The 15,794-nt window shown below is 68.8% G+C and carries 13 protein-coding genes and 2 pseudogenes; 6 read left to right on the forward strand and 9 right to left on the reverse strand.

What is annotated here, in order from left to right; all coding sequences use genetic code 11:
• Nucleotide 1 precedes the first annotated feature (1 nt).
• From G4G29_RS02120 to G4G29_RS02130, 3 genes are read right to left on the reverse strand one after another with little or no spacing between them, the layout of a single operon-like run.
• Nucleotides 2-1,090: a Zn-dependent alcohol dehydrogenase gene (locus tag G4G29_RS02120; protein WP_183151676.1), complete on the reverse strand. Its 1,089-nt coding sequence runs from the start codon at nt 1,088-1,090 to the stop codon at nt 2-4.
• Nucleotides 1,091-1,107: 17 nt separating this feature from the next.
• Nucleotides 1,108-1,758: a TetR/AcrR family transcriptional regulator gene (locus tag G4G29_RS02125; RefSeq protein WP_183151677.1), complete on the reverse strand. Its 651-nt coding sequence runs from the start codon at nt 1,756-1,758 to the stop codon at nt 1,108-1,110.
• Nucleotides 1,759-1,818: 60 nt separating this feature from the next.
• Nucleotides 1,819-2,661, reverse strand: coding sequence for an alpha/beta hydrolase (locus G4G29_RS02130; protein ID WP_183151678.1), 843 nt, complete (start codon nt 2,659-2,661; stop codon nt 1,819-1,821).
• A gap of 96 nt (nt 2,662-2,757) precedes the next feature.
• Between G4G29_RS02130 and G4G29_RS02135 the strand changes: the two genes are divergently transcribed.
• Both G4G29_RS02135 and G4G29_RS02140 read left to right on the forward strand, forming a co-directional pair.
• Entirely contained in the window at nt 2,758-3,324 is a 567-nt protein-coding gene (locus tag G4G29_RS02135) for a TetR/AcrR family transcriptional regulator (protein ID WP_183151679.1), read from the forward strand.
• Nucleotides 3,325-3,424: 100 nt separating this feature from the next.
• On the forward strand, nt 3,425-4,240 hold the full coding sequence (locus G4G29_RS02140; RefSeq protein WP_183151680.1) for a tryptophan-rich sensory protein: 816 nt from the start codon (nt 3,425-3,427) through the stop codon (nt 4,238-4,240).
• Here G4G29_RS02140 and G4G29_RS02145 read toward each other — a convergent pair.
• The 6 genes and pseudogenes from G4G29_RS02145 to G4G29_RS02170 all read right to left on the reverse strand — a co-directional run bounded on the left by G4G29_RS02145 (nt 4,237) and on the right by G4G29_RS02170 (nt 11,998).
• Nucleotides 4,237-4,908, reverse strand: coding sequence for a response regulator transcription factor (locus G4G29_RS02145; protein WP_183151681.1), 672 nt, complete (start codon nt 4,906-4,908; stop codon nt 4,237-4,239). The genes G4G29_RS02140 and G4G29_RS02145 overlap by 4 nt on opposite strands.
• Nucleotides 4,905-7,453 (reverse strand): annotated as a pseudogene (locus G4G29_RS02150) (ATP-binding protein). The gene G4G29_RS02145 and the pseudogene G4G29_RS02150 overlap by 4 nt, the downstream one beginning before the upstream one ends.
• Complete coding sequence (gene kdpC, locus G4G29_RS02155; protein ID WP_183151682.1) at nt 7,450-8,052, reverse strand: potassium-transporting ATPase subunit KdpC; 603 nt, start codon at nt 8,050-8,052, stop codon at nt 7,450-7,452. The pseudogene G4G29_RS02150 and the gene kdpC overlap by 4 nt, the downstream one beginning before the upstream one ends.
• 36 nt (nt 8,053-8,088) lie before the next feature.
• Nucleotides 8,089-10,227 (reverse strand): annotated as a pseudogene (gene kdpB / locus G4G29_RS02160) (potassium-transporting ATPase subunit KdpB).
• A 2-nt stretch (nt 10,228-10,229) separates the two neighbouring features.
• Entirely contained in the window at nt 10,230-11,909 is a 1,680-nt protein-coding gene (gene kdpA, locus G4G29_RS02165) for a potassium-transporting ATPase subunit KdpA (protein WP_183151683.1), read from the reverse strand.
• Nucleotides 11,909-11,998, reverse strand: coding sequence for a potassium-transporting ATPase subunit F (locus tag G4G29_RS02170; protein ID WP_183151684.1), 90 nt, complete (start codon nt 11,996-11,998; stop codon nt 11,909-11,911). The genes kdpA and G4G29_RS02170 overlap by 1 nt, the downstream gene beginning before the upstream one ends.
• Before the next feature lie 661 nt (nt 11,999-12,659).
• Here G4G29_RS02170 and G4G29_RS02175 point away from each other — a divergent pair.
• The 4 genes from G4G29_RS02175 (at nt 12,660) to G4G29_RS02190 (ending at nt 15,790) form a co-directional block, all read left to right on the forward strand.
• Nucleotides 12,660-14,246 carry a hypothetical protein gene (locus G4G29_RS02175; protein WP_210274225.1) on the forward strand — a complete coding sequence of 529 codons (1,587 nt, stop codon included), beginning with the start codon at nt 12,660-12,662 and terminating at the stop codon, nt 14,244-14,246.
• Nucleotides 14,243-14,755 carry a hypothetical protein gene (locus G4G29_RS02180; RefSeq protein WP_183151686.1) on the forward strand — a complete coding sequence of 171 codons (513 nt, stop codon included), beginning with the start codon at nt 14,243-14,245 and terminating at the stop codon, nt 14,753-14,755. Before G4G29_RS02175 ends, G4G29_RS02180 begins: the two co-directional genes overlap by 4 nt.
• A 125-nt stretch (nt 14,756-14,880) precedes the next feature.
• Entirely contained in the window at nt 14,881-15,282 is a 402-nt protein-coding gene (locus tag G4G29_RS02185; RefSeq protein WP_210274226.1) for a hypothetical protein, read from the forward strand.
• A gap of 157 nt (nt 15,283-15,439) precedes the next feature.
• Nucleotides 15,440-15,790, forward strand: coding sequence for a PASTA domain-containing protein (locus G4G29_RS02190; protein WP_183151688.1), 351 nt, complete (start codon nt 15,440-15,442; stop codon nt 15,788-15,790).
• Nucleotides 15,791-15,794: the final 4 nt, after the last annotated feature.

The raw sequence follows: 15,794 nt of genomic DNA on the forward strand, positions 1-15,794 counted from the left end.
CTCAGAGCGAGGTGATGACCACGCGGGTGATGTTCGGGTCCTTGAGCGACTCGTACCCCTCGTTCACCTCGTCGAGCGCGATCTCCTTCGACAGCAGCGAGTCGAGCTCGAAGCGGCCCTCGAGGTAGAGCTTCGCGTACATGGGGATGTCGTGCTTGGCGGTGGTCGAGCCCATGTACACGCCCTGGATGCGCTTCTGCGATCCGATCAGTCCCACCTGGTGCACGTCGATGTGGGACGTCGGGTCGATCACCCCGATCAGGTAGAGCCCGCCGCCGGGCGCTGCCATCTCGAGGCCCTGCTCCGCGACCGTCTTGGTGCCGACGAAGTCGAACACGGCGTCCGCGCCGTTGCCCGTGATCTCGTGGACGGCCGCGACGGGGTCGCTGCTCTTCGAGTTCACGACGTGCGTTGCCCCGAACTCGCGCGCCTTGGCGAGCTTGTCGTCGGCGATGTCGATCGCGATGATCGTGGTCGCCCCCGCGATCAGGGCGCCGTTGATCGCATTCAGCCCCACGCCGCCGGCGCCGATCACGACGATGGAGTCCCCAGCCTGCACGTTCGCGGTGTTCAGGACGGAGCCGGCACCGGTGACGACGCCGCAGCCGAGGAGCGCCGCCTGCGCGAAAGGCACCTCGTCCGGCACCTTCACGAGCTGGTTCTCGTGGACCAGAGCCTGCTGGGCGAAGCCCCCGAGGCCGAACGCCTGGCCCACCGGTGCGCCGTTCTCGCTGAGACGGGGAGCGCTGCCTTCTGCGCGGAGCGTCTTCTCCGGGTGCAGGCACTGGAACACCTTGCCCGAGAGACACTTCTCGCACGCCCCGCAATACTGCACGAGGCATCCCACGACATGGTCGCCCACGGCGATGTCGGTGACGTCAGGGCCCACCTGCGTGACGATCCCGGCCAGTTCGTGCCCGAAGACGCCGGGCAGCGGGTTGCCCATTTCGAACCGCGACATCGTGAGGTCGGTGTGACAGAGGCCGGAAGCCTTGACATCGACCAGGACCTCGCGGCCGATCGGCTCGGCGATGTCGATGTCTGCGCTGACGAATCCCGCGCCGATCTCGCGGACGAGTGTTGCCTTCATTCCTGATTCTTCTTTCTTCAGAGCCCGTCGGGATCTCCGGCGGACGACGGGATGCCGGTGTGCATCCAGCGGGGCATGAGCTGCGTCAGATGCTGCGCGAGCTCGTCCTCCGTCGCTTCGGTCTCGCCCAGCACCCACGAGGCGATGAGGCCGGTCGCGGCGTGTGCGATGTACGTCGCCGCGATCTCCGGGTCCACGCCGGGAGGCGGAGGGGCGATGTCACGGATATGCGCCAGGATCTCGGTCCGCATCAAGGCGGCGACGCGGGATTCGGCTCCCGGGGCGTCGCGACGGCGAAGGCGCCGGCATATCAGCGAACGGTAGGCGGCGTAGTGCGCGATGAGCGCGCGCTGCGACCGTGCCATCGCGGTCTCGTCGAACGAGGTCACGGAGTCGGTGCTGCGGGCCGAGCCCGCGATGTCATGGAACGCCTGCTCCTGCAGGTGGAGGGCGAGATCCTCCACGCCCGAGAAGTGCGTGTAGAACGTGGCCCGGCTGACTCCTGCGGAGACGGTGACGCTGCGGACGGTGATCTCCGCGCCGGAGTCCGCCAGCGCGCGGACGGCCTCGTACAGGCGGGAACGGGTCGCGAGCACGCGGGGGTCGGAGGAGGACCGGATCGTGTCACGGATGGCGGAGATGTCCGCCGTCGCTGCATCGCGAGGCATGGAACGAGCATACGCCCGTTTCTGGACATGTGTCTAGAAACGGGCGTATGCCCGGAGGGGTCACTTCGCGAGGAAGGACTTCAGTGCCGCGTTGACCTCGTCGGCGTGGGTCCACAGCAGCCCGTGCGGGGCGCCCTCGACCTCGACGTACTCGGCGTCGGGGACGGCCTGGTGGAAGCGGCGCGCGGTGGCGTCGATCGGCAGGATGTTGTCCTTCGTGCCGTGCAGGATCAGGGTGGGCTTGCCGGCGGTGCGGACGGCCTCGACATCGCCGCGGAAGTCCTCGATCCAGGAAGGGACCACGGCGTAGGCGGCGACCGGAGCGCTGCCGACCGCGACGTTCCAACTGCCCCTCACGGCCTCTTCGCTGATGCGCGAGCCCAGGGTCTCGTCGAGGTTGTAGAAGTTCTTGTAGAAGTCGGTGAACCACGCGAAGCGGTCGCCCTTCGCGGCGGCCTCGATCCCGTCGAAGACCTCCTGCGGCACGCCCTCGGGGTTGTCGTCGCGCTGCACGAGGAAGGGCTCGAGCGAGGCGAGGAAGGCGAGCTTGGCCACGCGGTCGTGTCCGTAGCGGGCGACGTAGCGGGCCAGTTCCCCGGTGCCCATCGAGAAGCCGACCAGCACGACGTCGCGCAGGTCGAGGGTCTCGAGCACGGTGTTCAGGTCGGCCGCGAACGTGTCGTAGTCGTAGCCGGAGGCGACCTTGGACGACTGCCCGAAACCGCGGCGGTCGTACGTGATGACGCGGTAGCCCTGGGCGAGGAGCTCGCGGGTCTGACGCTCCCAGCTGTGACCGTCGAGCGGATAGCCGTGGATCAGGACGACGGGCTGGCCGGCTCCCTGGTCTTCGTAGTAGAGCTCGATCGGGGTGCTGTTCTCGTTTCCGACGGTGATGTAACCCATGATCATGGTCCTTTCGGTTCCGGTGAGAACGATCGTTCTCGCTCGATATGACCAACATAGAGAACGTGCGTTCTCATGTCAAGTAAACTTCTGGGTATGACCGAAGACGAGGCACGCGAGCGCATCCTCTCCGCCGCGGAGGAGCTCTACTACCGCAAGGGGTACGCGGCCGTGGGCATGGACGAGCTGCGCTCGGCGGCCGGCGTGTCGTTGCGCCGTCTGTACGCACTGTTCCCGGCCAAGTCCGACATCGTCGCCGCCGTCCTCGCGCGCAAGCACGTCGAATGGGAGTCCGGGCTCGCAGGAGCGGTGACCGATGCGGGCGACGACCCGCGGACGCGTCTGCTCGCCGTCTACGGCTACCTCGAGGACTGGTTCTGCGCCGACGACTTCCGGGGCTGCGCCTTCATCAACGCGTTCGGTGAACTCGGCGGCACGAACCCCGAGGTCGCCGGGATCGTCCGCGCGCACAAGGCGTCGTTCCAGGAGTACATGGCAGGACTCGTCGCCGCGACCGGGGCCCCGGCGGCGCTCGCGGCCCAGCTCTCCATCCTTGCGGAGGGCGCCCAGAGCACCGCGGCGATCTCGGCCGATCCTGCGGTCGCCGTGCAGGCGCGCCAAGCCGCCGAGGTCCTGATCGACGCGGCGTTCGCCCGCACCTGATGCCGGGTCAGCCCGTGAAGAGTGGCTAACCTGGTTAGCGAAATCGTGGAGCGCTGTCAAGGCGGGTGCGTCCGAGGGTGAGGATGCCTACGGTCGGGGCATGGAATCACGCACCAGAGGCATCGTCCGCCAGTCGCTGACCATCGCCGCGGCGTCGTTCATGCTGATCGCGGCAGCGGTGGGCGCGGGCGCCTTCGGCGGAGCATCCGTCGACGACCTGCAGGATGGCGCGCTCTCGGCTCAGGGCTCGTACCTGGCACCGGCAGGGCCGGCGTTCTCGATCTGGTCGCTGATCTACCTCGGGCTGATCGCGTACACCGTGTGGCAGGCGCTTCCCGCACAGCGGCAGGACGATCGCCAGCAGGCGGTGGGCGGATGGATCGCCGCCTCCATGGTGCTCAACGGACTGTGGCTGGTCACGGCGCGGTATCTGACCCTGTGGCTGACGGTGCTCGTGATCGCGGCGCTCCTGGCGGTGCTCGCGCGGATCATCGTGATCCTCGGCCGATTCCCCGCCCGCAACCTCGCCGACCGTGTGCTCACCGACGGTGCCAACGGCCTGCATTTCGGCTGGGTGACGATCGCGACCGTGGCCAACACCGCCGCGTGGCTCACGCAGATCGCGCCAGAGGACTGGGCCGAGGCGGCCGACGCGTGGGCCGTGGCCGTCCTGGTCGTGGTGCTCGTGATCGGCGCGGCAGCGGCCTGGTTCACAAGACGCATCGCCCCGGCCCTCGCGACCGCGTGGGGTCTGAGCTGGCTCGCGGTCGGGCGGCTCACGGGGGAGCCCGAGAGCACGCCGACCGCGGTGACGGCGATCATCGTCGCCGTCCTGCTCGTCGTCGTGGGAATCGTCGCCGTGCTCCGTCGTCGGCGCGAAGCCCCCGCAGCACGCACGGCGCCGCTCGGACGCTAGAGCACCAGGCGGTAGCCCATCCCCGCCTCGGTGAGCAGATGCACCGGGGCACCGGGCTCGTGTTCGAGCTTCTTCCGCAGCTGCGACATGTACAGCCGCAGGTAGCCGGAATCGGAGACCTGCTCGCTGCCCCAGATCTCCTTGAGCAGATCCTGTCGGGTGACGAGGGCTCCGGGGTGCCGGGACAGGTGCTCCAGCATCCGCCACTCCGTCGGGGTCAGGTGCACGCGTGCGCCCGCCCTGGTCACGGTCTTGGTGACGAGGTCAACCACGACATCGCCGAACGACACGGTCGACTCGCCACCCACCGGGGCCGAACGCCGCGACAGAGCCCGCAGGCGGGCGAGGAGTTCATCGACCTGGAACGGCTTGGTCACGAAGTCGTCCGCGCCCGCATCGAGCGCCTCCACCTTGTCGGCCGACCCGGTGCGACCCGACACCACGATGATCGGCACGTTCGTCCAGCCGCGCAGAGCCTGGATGACCTCGATGCCGTCGAGCCGGGGCATCCCCAGATCGAGCATGATGAGGTCGGGGTGGGTCTGCGCGGCAGCCGCGATCGCGGCCGCGCCATCCGGTGCGACGACCACGTCGTAGCCATGCGCGGAGAGCGTGATCCTCAACGCTCGCACCATCTGCGGGTCGTCGTCGGCGATGAGGAGCTTCACTCCGAGCCTTCCGTGTCGCGGGGTCCTGCGGCCAGAGGCAGGGAGATGACCATGGTGAGGCCCCCGCCGGGGTGTCCTCGGGTGTCAGGGTACCGCCCATGCCCTCGGTGAACCCGCGCGACAGGGCGAGCCCGAGACCGAGGCCGGTCGTGTTGTCGGTGTCGCCGAAGCGCTGGAACGGCTGGAAGATGCGGTCGCGTCGCTCCGGGGAGACGCCGTCCCCCGGTCGATGATGCGGATCTCGGCGCGATCGAGGAGCGCACTCGTCGAGACGATGACTCTGGTGCCGTCCGGGGCATGGCGGTGGGCGTTCGCGAGCACATTGACGATCACGCGCTGGAGCAGCACGGGGTCGGCGAACACGGGAGGCAGGTCGGGGTCGAGCGCGAGCTCGACATCGGCCGGTCCGAGGCCCAGTTCGTCGACGGCAGCGAGCACCGTGCCTGCGGCATCCATCCGGGAGGCCGAGACGGCGAGCACGCCCGCCTGCACGCGGCTCACATCGAGCAGATCGGTCACGAGCGTCGACAGCGTCGCGAGGCTTTCGTCGGCGGTGGCCAGCAGCTCGTCGCGGTCGGCGGCCGACAGCCGGTGCGCGCCGCGGAGACCGCCGATCGCCGCGACAGCCGATGCGAGCGGGCGACGGAGGTCGTGGCTGACGGCGGAGAGCAGTGCGCTTCGCACCTGGTCGGTCTCGGCGAGGGACTCGGCCTCACGCGCGGTCGCCCGGAGGTCGGTGTGCTCGATCGCGGCCGACAACTGCGCCACGATCGCGTCGAGCAGACGCCGCTCGGGTCCGGCCAGCGGGTCGCCATTGAGTTCGAGCACCGCGCGGGGGCCGCCGCCGGGCCGGATGCCGACCGGGATCGTCGTCGCGCGCCCGTCGGCCACGGGCTCCCATCGCTCGCGAGCACGTCACCGTCGGGCGAGAGCAGACGCACTCCGCTCAGTCCGAACGCCTCGCGGGTGCGACTGACGAGGGCCAGCACGGCGTTGTCGCCGCGCAGCACGTTGCCGGCGACGGCGGCGAGCAGCTCGGCTTCCGCGGCGGCACGTTGCGCCGTGCGGGCGCGTCGAGCCGCCTGGTCGACGATCAGGCTCACGAGGATCGCGATCACGACGTAGAGCGCGAGGGCGAGCACGTGCAGCGGATGCGCGATCGTGATGGTGAACAGCGGTGCGACGAACAGGAAGTCGAGCGTGACGCCCGAGAGCACAGCGGCGAACACCGCCGGACGGATGCCGCCGATGAGGGCGACGACGACCACGAGCAGCTGATACGCGAGCACCTCGGCCGTGATCGACTCGGGGCTGCGGAACGTGAACATGATCCACGAGAGCAGGGGACCGATCGCCAGGGCCACTCCGAAGCCGAGAGCCTGTCGCCGCCAGCCGAGAGCCCCACCCGTGATGCGCGGCAGGGCGATGCGTCCGCCCGCCGCCGCATGCGTGACGATGTGCACGTCGATGTCGCCGGAGCGCCGGATGACCTCCGACCCGATGCCCGGACCGGTGAGCGCGGCCGTGAGACGACCGCGCCTGCTGACGCCGATCACGAGCTGCGTGGCATCGGCGCCCTGGGCGAACTCGACGAGCGTGCCGGGGATGTCGTCCCCGACGACCTGATGGTACGAGCCGCCGAGCGACTCCACGAGCGTGCGCTGCGCTGCGAGGGCTCCGGGTGTCTCGTCGCGCAGGCCGTCCTGCGCCGTGATGTGCACCGCGAGCAGCTCGCCGCCGGCCGAACGGGCGGCGATCCGAGCGCCGCGACGGATCAGCGTCTCCCCTCAGGGCCGCCGGTCAGGGCGACGACCACGCGCTCCCTGGCCTGCCACGCACCCTCGATGCCCTGCTCGGCGCGGTAGCTGCGCAGCGCGCTGTCGACCTCGTCGGCGAGCCACAGGAGGGCGAGCTCGCGCAGGGCGGTGAGGTTGCCGAGGCGGAAGTAGTTCGACAGCGCGGCGTCGATGCGCTCCGCCGGGTACACGAGTCCCGCGGACAGCCGGTCCCGCAGCGTCTGCGGGGCCAGGTCGACGACTTCGATCTCGTCGGCAGCCCGGACGACGGCATCCGGGATCGTCTCCTGCTGCGCGACGCCCGTGATCTTCTCCACCACCGCGTTCAGCGACTCGATGTGCTGCACATTGACCGTCGTGACCACGTCGATGCCGGCGTCGAGCAGCTCGTCGACGTCCTGCCAGCGCTTCGCGTTGCGCGAGCCGGGGGCGTTCGTGTGCGCGAGCTCGTCGACGAGGGCGATCTCGGGCGCACGGTCGAGCACGGCGTCGATGTCGAGCTCGGTCAGGGTGATCCCGCGGTGGAGATCGACGCGGCGCGGCACCTCGGGGATGCCGATGGTCTGGGCCCTGGTCGCCGCGCGCTCATGGGTCTCGACGATCGCGATCACCACGTCGTGGCCCTCGTCGAGCATGCGCCGCCCCTCCGCGAGCATCTCGTACGTCTTGCCGACGCCAGGCGCGGCCCCGAGCAGCACCCGGAGCCGACCGCGGCGCGCAGGGGTTCGACGGAGCGGTTCTCCGGTCATTCGCCCTCCCGGTCGTCGAGCGCGAGATTGAGTTCGGCCACGTTGAGGCGCTCCGCACCGAGGAATCCCAGATCCCGCCCTTGAATCCTAGACTCCACGAGCTCCCGCACCTCCTGCGTCGGGAGCCCGCGGGACTCGGCGACGCGCGGGACCTGCAGCAGCGCGTACTCGACGCCGATGTGCGGGTCGAGCCCCGAGCCGGAAGCCGTCACCGCATCGGCCGGCACCTGCGACGGGTCGACGCCTTCGCGCTCCGCGATCGCCGCCTTGCGCTCCTCGATGGCGGCAACCAGGTCGGGGTTCTCCGGCCCGAGGTTGCTGCCGCCGGACGAGGTTCCGTCGTAGCCGTCGCCGGCCGCCGATGGGCGCGACTGGAAGTACTGCGGCAGGGCCTCGCCATCGGCATCCGTGAAGGACTGGCCGATGAGCGCGCTGCCCTTGTCGTCGGGGAGCAGCGAGCCGTTCGCCTGCCCCGGGAGCAGCACCTGGCCGATCCCGGTGACCAGGAGCGTGTAACCGACCCCGAGCACGAGGGTGAGGACGATCATCGCGCGGACGGCGACCCCGGTGGTGCGGAGGGCGGTGCGGGTGGAGGACATGAGGTGCCTTTCCTGAGGTGCGTGGTCGGAGCCGGGTCAGAAGCCGGGGATGAGGCTGACCACGAGGTCGATGAGCTTGATGCCGAGGAACGGCGCGATGATGCCGCCGAGGCCGTAGACCAGCAGGTTGCGCTGCAGGATCTGGGAGGCGCTCGCCGGACGGTACTTCACCCCGCGCAGGGCCAGGGGGATCAGGAACACGATCACGATCGCGTTGAAGATGATCGCGCTGGTGACGGCGGAGGCCGGAGAGTGCAGCTGCATGATGTTGAGGGCCGCGAGGCCGGGGAAGACCCCCATGAACATCGCCGGGATGATGGCGAAGTACTTCGCGATGTCGTTCGCGAGCGAGAACGTGGTGAGCGCTCCGCGCGTGATGAGCAGCTGCTTGCCGATGCGCACGATGTCGATCAGCTTGGTCGGGTCCGAGTCGAGGTCGACCATGTTGCCGGCCTCCTTCGCCGCCGAGGTGCCGGTGTTCATCGCGACACCGACGTCCGCCTGAGCGAGCGCGGGGCGTCGTTCGTGCCGTCGCCGGTCATCGCGACCAGGCGGCCGCCCTGCTGTTCGCGGCGGATGAGCTCGAGCTTGTCCTCCGGTGTGGCTTCGGCGAGGAAGTCGTCGACGCCGGCCTCCGCGGCGATGGCCTTTGCGGTCAGGGGTTGTCGCCCGTGATCATGACCGTGCGGATGCCCATGCTGCGCAGCTCGTCGAACCGCTCGCGCAGTCCGTCCTTCACGATGTCCTTGAGGTGCACGACGCCGAGGATCCGCGTGGCATCGACAGCGGATGCGCGCACTGCGACGACGAGGGTGTCCCGCCGCTCGCTGCGACACCGTCGGTCGAGGCGGTGAGCTCGTCGTCGCTGTCGAGTCCGAGCCACGCCCGCACCGCCGAGCCTGCACCCTTGCGGATCTGCGTGCCGTCGGCCAGGTCGAGCCCCGACATGCGGGTCTGCGCCGTGAAGGGGACGACCACGGCGTCGGCGGGTGCCGTCACCCGGATGCCGCGCGCCTCGGCGAGTTCGACGATCGAGGCGCCCTCTGGCGTGGGATCGGCGAGCGACGACAGGGCAGCGACCCGGAGCAGCTCTTCCTCGTCGACGCCCGAGAGGGGCAGCACCTCGTGCGCGCGGCGGTTGCCGTGCGTGATGGTGCCCGTCTTGTCGAGGAGCAGCGTGGTGACGTCTCCCGCCGCCTCGACCGCGCGCCCCGACATCGCCAGCACGTTGCGCTGCACGAGCCGGTCCATCCCCGCGATGCCGATCGCCGAGAGGAGGGCGCCGATGGTGGTCGGGATCAGGCACACGAGCAGGGCGATGAGCACCGGGATGCTGACCGGCGACGCGGCGTACGACGCGATCGGGTTGAGGGCGAGCACCACCACCAGGAAGATGATCGACAGGCTGGCGAGCAGGATGTTCAGGGCGATCTCGTTGGGGGTGCGCTGGCGGCTCGCACCTTCGACCAGGGCGATCATCCGGTCGACGAAGGTCTCGCCCGGCTTCGAGGTGATGCGCACCACGATGCGGTCAGACAGCACGCGGGTGCCGCCGGTCACGGCGCTGCGGTCGCCGCCCGACTCGCGGATCACCGGAGCGCTCTCGCCCGTGATCGCCGACTCGTCGACGGTCGCGATCCCGGCGATGATGTCGCCGTCGCCGGGGATCAGCTCGCCCGCGGTGACGAGCACGACATCGTCGCGCTGCAGCTCGGCCGACGACACCTGCGCGGTCGCGGCGTGCTCTGCGGCGGCATCCGACGAGGGGTCGTAGCCGACGACGCGGCGGGCCATGGTGCTCGTGCGGGTCTTGCGCAGGCTCGCCGCCTGGGCCTTGCCGCGTCCCTCGGCGACCGACTCGGCCACGTTCGCGAACAGCACCGTGAGCCAGAGCCACACGGCGATGCCCACCGTGAACGGTGCCGGCACCGGGGTGCCGCCGGAGTCGGCGGGGCCGCCGAGGAAGGGCTCGGCGATCGCGAGCACGGTGGTGAACGCGGCGCCGACCCACACCAGGAGCATGACCGGGTTGCGGACGAGCGCTGCGGGGTTGAGCTTGCGGAGCGCGCCGGGGAGAGCCTGCAGGAGCTGCGTCCAGCCGAAGGAGCGCGACGGCTGCACGGCGGCCGGTGCCGGAGCATCCTGCCGTTCGGAGGGGGTGGTGGTGAGAGTCATGGTCAGACGAGTCCTTCGGCGAGGGGTCCCAGTGCGAGCACGGGGAAGTAGGTGAGAGCGGTCACGACGACCGTCACGGTGAGGAGCAGCCCGACGAACTGCGGGCGATGCGTCGGCAGGGTTCCCGAGGTGGCGGGCACCCGCTCCTGCGCGGCGAACGAACCCGCGAGGGCGAGCACGAGCACGATCGGCAGGAAGCGCCCCAGCAGCATCGCGATGCCGAGCGCGGTGTTGAACCACGGGGTGTTCGCGGTGAGTCCGGCGAAGGCGGAACCGTTGTTGTTCGCGGCCGAGGTGAAGGCGTAGAGCACCTCGCTCATGCCGTGCACGCCGGGGTTGAGGATGCTGGTCGACTCCACGTCTTCCCGGATGCCGGGAATCGCGAAGCTCAGGGCGGTGCCGCCGAGGACGAGCGCGGGCACCACGAGGATGTAGAGGCTCGCGAGGGTGATCTCCCGCGGTCCGATCCGCTTGCCGAGGTACTCCGGCGTGCGCCCGACGAGCAGTCCGCCCACGAACACCGCGATGATCGCGAGCACGAGCATGCCGTAGAGGCCGGAGCCGACGCCACCGGGGGCGACCTCGCCGAGCATCATGTTCAGCATCGGCATCATGCCGCCGAGTGCTGTGTACGAGTCGTGCATCGAGTTGACCGCGCCGGTGGAGGTGAGCGTGCTCGCGCTGCCGAACAGGGTGGACCCGAGGATGCCGAAGCGCACCTCCTTGCCTTCCATCGCGCCCCCGGCGAGCTCGGGTGCGCTGCCGCGCCCGGCGAGTTCGAGCGCCGAGAGGGCGAAGGTCGACACGAGGAAGATCGCGCCCATGACGGCCGCGATCGCGTAGCCCTGACGGTGGTCGCCGACCATGCGGCCGAACGTGCGCGGGAGGGAGAACGGGATCACGAGGATCAGCAGCACCTCGAGCAGGTTCGTGAATCCGGTCGGGTTCTCGAACGGGTGCGCGGAGTTGGCGTTGAAGAACCCGCCGCCGTTCGTGCCGAGCAGCTTGATCGCCTCCTGCGAGGCGACAGGCCCACCCGGGATGCTCTGGGGCGCGCCGGACACCGTGGTGACATCGGTGAACCCGGCGAAGTTCTGGATGACGCCGCCCGCGAGCAGCGCGACCGCGCCGATCAGGGCGATCGGAAGCAGGATGCGCCCGAGGCCGCGGATCAGGTCGACCCAGAAGTTGCCGATGGTCGTCGAGCCTCGGCGGGCGAGGCCGCGGATCAGTGCGATCGCGATCGCGAGGCCGACGGCTGCCGACACGAAGTTCTGCACCGTGAGGCCCGCGAGCTGCACGGTGTAGCCCATCGTCTGCTCCGGCGAATACGACTGCCAATTCGTGTTCGCCACGAACGAGGCTGCCGTGTTGAAGGCGAGCCCCTCCGGCACCGCGGGGAGTCCGAGCGACTGCGGCAGGAACGCCTGGAGGCGCTGCAGCCCGTAGACGAGGAGCACTCCGACCACCGAGAACACCAGCACGCTGCGGGCATACGCGCGCCAGGTCTGCTCGGACGACGAGTCGACCCCGATCATCCGGTAGATGCCGCGCTCCGCTCGCAGGTCGCGCGCCGAGGTGTAGACGTGCGCGATGTAGTCGCCGAGCGGGCGGTAGAGGAGCACGAGCACGACCACGACGGCCGTGACCTGCAGGATGCCGAACCAGATCGTCGCGTCCATCAGAACCGCTCCGGGGCGACGAGTGCCACCACGAGGTAGACGATGGCGGCGACGCCGAGCACGGCCGCGAGGATCTCGAAGACGATCATGCGCGGTCCACCGCCTTGGCGACCAGGGATACGAGGGCGAACAGCGCGAGAGTCAGCGCGATGTAGATGATGTCGAGCACGGATCCGATACAACTCCCGCGGCAGCGTGCGAACGGCGATCCTCACGCTTCCCCTACGCCCCCGGCGCCGATGCATGCGCGTTGCTCACAGCAGCCGCGGTTTTCCGGACGTCGGTCGCGGCACGGATCGGAGATCGCGCTCAGAGCGGACCGACGCTGGTGGTTCTTCATGTCTACGGATGTGATTATTATGTCGTCATATGACGACCATGCGAAGGAGGTTGCCTGCGTGACGACGGTGGAGTTGTTCTACGGCGATCTGGACGAGGCCGCTCGCGAGTGCGAAGACGCGTCGAGGGGACTCCTGTTCGATATGTCTCGCATCGGCGGGGGTGACTTCGGGGTGGAGGCACCGGTCGGCCGCCATGGGCTGCAGGTCGAGGTGCACTCCCGGATGGTCGAGCTGCACGACGCCGCCGCCACGCATGGCGATGCCGGATCGACGCTCGCCGCCTCGCTCTTCGCGATCGCGGCGACCTACTCCGACCTCGATGAGGAGCTGACGGGGAGGGCGCGCCGTGAACCTGTCGTCGCCACGGCGGGGATACCCCCTGGAGCGGATCGCCGGGGACGTCGGTACGATGTCCCGATCGGTCGATCAGGTCGAGATCGTGGCAGCGCACCTTCGCACGCTGCGCGGCGCGTCAGGACGCGCCGCAGCTCTGCCGGGGCGGGGCAGGGCGGTCACCGCCGCGCGCACCGACGCGCGGGAGATCCTGTCGACGATCGGCCCGCACGTAGCGGTCGCTCAGAGGCTCTCGGCGGCCCTGTCGAGGTATGCGAGGGCCTATGACGAGCACGCGCACAGGGCGAACGACCTGATCGAGCAGATCGAGTCGGCGCACGCGGCGTGGCTGACACTGAACGCGGCGTCGGATGAGGCGGGTCGGGGTGCTCTGGCTGCCGCAGAGGGCGACGATCCGGTCGTCGCGCAGGCGGCGGAGGAGCTGGCGACCGACCTGATCAGGGATCGCCGAAGGGCGGAGGAGGAGCTCGACGACCTCTGGACCCGCTACGAGTTCCATTTCGGAGCCTGGGACGAGGCCTACGACACAGCGGTGCGCGCGCTCGGGGAGAGCGCGGGCGTGAACCTCTCGCACGAGTCGCGGGACCTCCTGCAGGATCTGCTCGCGGCGGATTCGCCGCAGGAGGTTCTCGCCCTGTGGCTCCTGCACCCCGAGTTGCAGGAGGAACTCATCGATGCGGACCCTGCGGCCTTGGGTGCTCTGGATGGCCTCCCCGCGGCTGTGCGGGTGCATGCGAATCAGCGGAGCGCTGCCGCGTGGATCGAGGAGGCCCTGACGGAGCGCGAGCGTGAACCGGACGGATCGGAGCGAGCGGCGTTTCTCGCGAAGGAGATCGCCTACCTCCGGAAGGTGGAGCACGGCGGGGTGCAGCTGTATCTGTACGACCGCGACTTCTCGCGCATCGTCGAGGTCGTCGGGGATCTCCGCGTCGCGCCGACGCACGTGCTCACGTATGTGCCCGGTACGTTCACGAGCCTCGCGAGCTTCTACAGCGGCGACGTGCAGCAGGTCGCGACATCACTGGTCGACAAAGTGCCTGGAACCCTCGCGTTCGTGTACAAGGACGGTGAGTTCCCTGGCGAGGACTCCGAGGCGGGTGGAGTGAACCCGATGCGGATCGGGGAGGCGAACGACCATGATCGTGCCGTCGAGGCGGGGCGGCAGTTGGCGCGGTTCGAGGCGGGGATGCGGGCAGATCCGGCGACCGGTGCAGCGGAGCAGGATGCGTTGGGGCACAGCTGGGGGCTTGCGAACGTGACGAGCGCGGAGGTCGCCGGTGCCGAGTTCGACAAGGTGATCTCGCTCTCCGGAGCCGGGATGCCGCCGGAGTGGTCCCCGGATCCCGACACAGCGTACGCCGACCTCTCCTATCGAGATCTTCTTCAGGAGGGACAGCACATGGGACTCGTCTGGGACGGCAACAACCCGCGCTCTCACCCGGCTTTCGAGCACGGCGGCTACTACCTCGGCCCGGACGACGCGGTGCTCGATCAGGAGGAGGCGAGCAGCCTTGTTGGCCCGACGGTCAATGTCTCGCCCGAGTACATACGGGTGTTGACGGAGAACCACAGCCTGATCGCGACCGATGATCCCGACAACAGACGCGCCCTACGCGATATGCAAAGGCTGGTGAAGAAATGAAGAAGTTCCGGGTCCCGATCGTGGGCCTGGCTGGAGTTCTGGTGGCGTTAACCGCGTGCGCGCAACCGGAAGCGCGAACGCATGACAAGGAGTCGAGTGTGACCTGGCAGGATGCGAAGGCAGCAGCGCAAGCGAAGACGTTGGAGATCGTCGCACTCATACCGGCTGGGGACGTCGTCGCTGTAGACCAGCACGAGACCGGGACGTTGTTCAGTTGCGACGACAGACGGCACCGGTGGACCGGGATCACGTACGTGACGCTGGTCCCGGGGGCTGACGCCGAGGCGACCACGAGAAAAGTAGAAGCGCGCGTAGCGGATCTGTTCTCCGACGAATTCGAGGTGGCGAATTATCGCGGAATCACAGACGAGTACGTAGCGACAGTGGACTCACCGATGACAGGCGAAGGGTACCTTTTCGGCGAGGATGAACCGGGAACGATCTCGATCGACTCCTGGTCGGTGTGCTTCACGCTCCCGGAGGGTATGTATCCCGGCGGGAGCTTCTGAGCATGGGGCGAACGAGAGGTAGTGGCCAGGCGTCGGTAGCGGCGGTGGCAATCATGATGGGGCTATGCGGGTGCTCTGGAGCGAAAGTGCCACCAGAACGGAACCCGGACCGGAGCTGGGAGGAGGTGAAGGCTTCAACGCAGGCGATGGAACGGGAGGTCGCTGCCCTCGTGCCGGACAAGGATGTCGTTCGCGTCGATCAGAACGAGAAGGGAGGCCTGTTCAGTTGTGATGAAACACGGCATCGATGGACGGGGATCACCACACTCACTCTTGTCCCCGGCGTCGACATCGAGTCGCTCTTGAAAACGTTGGAGGGCCAGATCGCAGATGCGCTGCATCACAGAGGCGAGTTCACCGTTTCGCATCGAAGCGACATCTTCGGCGATTACGCGCTGACGGCGCAGTCGAAGACGACGGGAGAGGCTGTTCTTCTCGGGCAAGGCGACGAAGGAACTATCGTGATCGACTCCTGGTCGGTGTGCTTCACGCTCCCGGAGGGTACCTATCCCGGCGGTGACTTCTGAGCGTGGGGTGGACAGGAGGTGGTGCGGTGGCATTCACTGCTGAATGAGGGCACTGGGGGTTGACCTCTCGGGTCAGCCCCCGCCTGCTCGCAGTTCAACGCGCCATGAGTTGAGCCCGCGCACGCTCTGCTCACCCAGCTGATCGGAGGAACCAGAGATGGCTGAACGCCCGATGGTGATTGTTCCTGATGTGGTCGGCCAACCGGTGGACATCGCCGGCGAAACCGCAGCCGCAATCGGGTTGATTCTGTCGAGCGGAGATCTCGACGGCCCGGGTATCCGCGCACGTACCTGGCCTGGGCTCTTCTGGGTGACGAGCCAAGATCCTCAGGCGGGAGCGATCGTCGAGCGCGGAAGTCCGTTGCGCGTCACTTTTGTGGAGGATGGTCAAGCCAGGAGTGACGTGCCGGCGCAGTCATCCGGGCCGTTGCCGTCGCTCGAAAGCCATGCGGATGACGATCCCGACGAGCGCCCGCGGGGGCGCACCTATCCCGGCGGTGACTTCTAAGACG

Origin of the sequence: Microbacterium sp. Se63.02b (genome assembly GCF_014171575.1) — a bacterium.
Classification (GTDB): domain Bacteria; phylum Actinomycetota; class Actinomycetes; order Actinomycetales; family Microbacteriaceae; genus Microbacterium.

Bases quoted from the DNA above. Each gene is read 5' to 3' on its own strand.
- G4G29_RS02130 (WP_183151678.1), bottom strand. From the start codon at position 2,661: ATGGGTTACATCACCGTCGGAAACGAGAACAGCACCCCGATCGAGCTC.
- kdpA (WP_183151683.1), bottom strand. From the start codon at position 11,909: ATGGACGCGACGATCTGGTTCGGCATCCTGCAGGTCACGGCCGTCGTG.
- kdpC (WP_183151682.1), bottom strand. From the start codon at position 8,052: ATGTCCTCCACCCGCACCGCCCTCCGCACCACCGGGGTCGCCGTCCGC.
- G4G29_RS02120 (WP_183151676.1), bottom strand. From the start codon at position 1,090: ATGAAGGCAACACTCGTCCGCGAGATCGGCGCGGGATTCGTCAGCGCA.
- G4G29_RS02170 (WP_183151684.1), bottom strand. From the start codon at position 11,998: ATGATCGTCTTCGAGATCCTCGCGGCCGTGCTCGGCGTCGCCGCCATC.
- G4G29_RS02190 (WP_183151688.1), top strand. From the start codon at position 15,440: ATGGCTGAACGCCCGATGGTGATTGTTCCTGATGTGGTCGGCCAACCG.
- G4G29_RS02175 (WP_210274225.1), top strand. From the start codon at position 12,660: ATGTCCCGATCGGTCGATCAGGTCGAGATCGTGGCAGCGCACCTTCGC.
- G4G29_RS02180 (WP_183151686.1), top strand. From the start codon at position 14,243: ATGAAGAAGTTCCGGGTCCCGATCGTGGGCCTGGCTGGAGTTCTGGTG.
- G4G29_RS02125 (WP_183151677.1), bottom strand. From the start codon at position 1,758: ATGCCTCGCGATGCAGCGACGGCGGACATCTCCGCCATCCGTGACACG.
- G4G29_RS02140 (WP_183151680.1), top strand. From the start codon at position 3,425: ATGGAATCACGCACCAGAGGCATCGTCCGCCAGTCGCTGACCATCGCC.
- G4G29_RS02135 (WP_183151679.1), top strand. From the start codon at position 2,758: ATGACCGAAGACGAGGCACGCGAGCGCATCCTCTCCGCCGCGGAGGAG.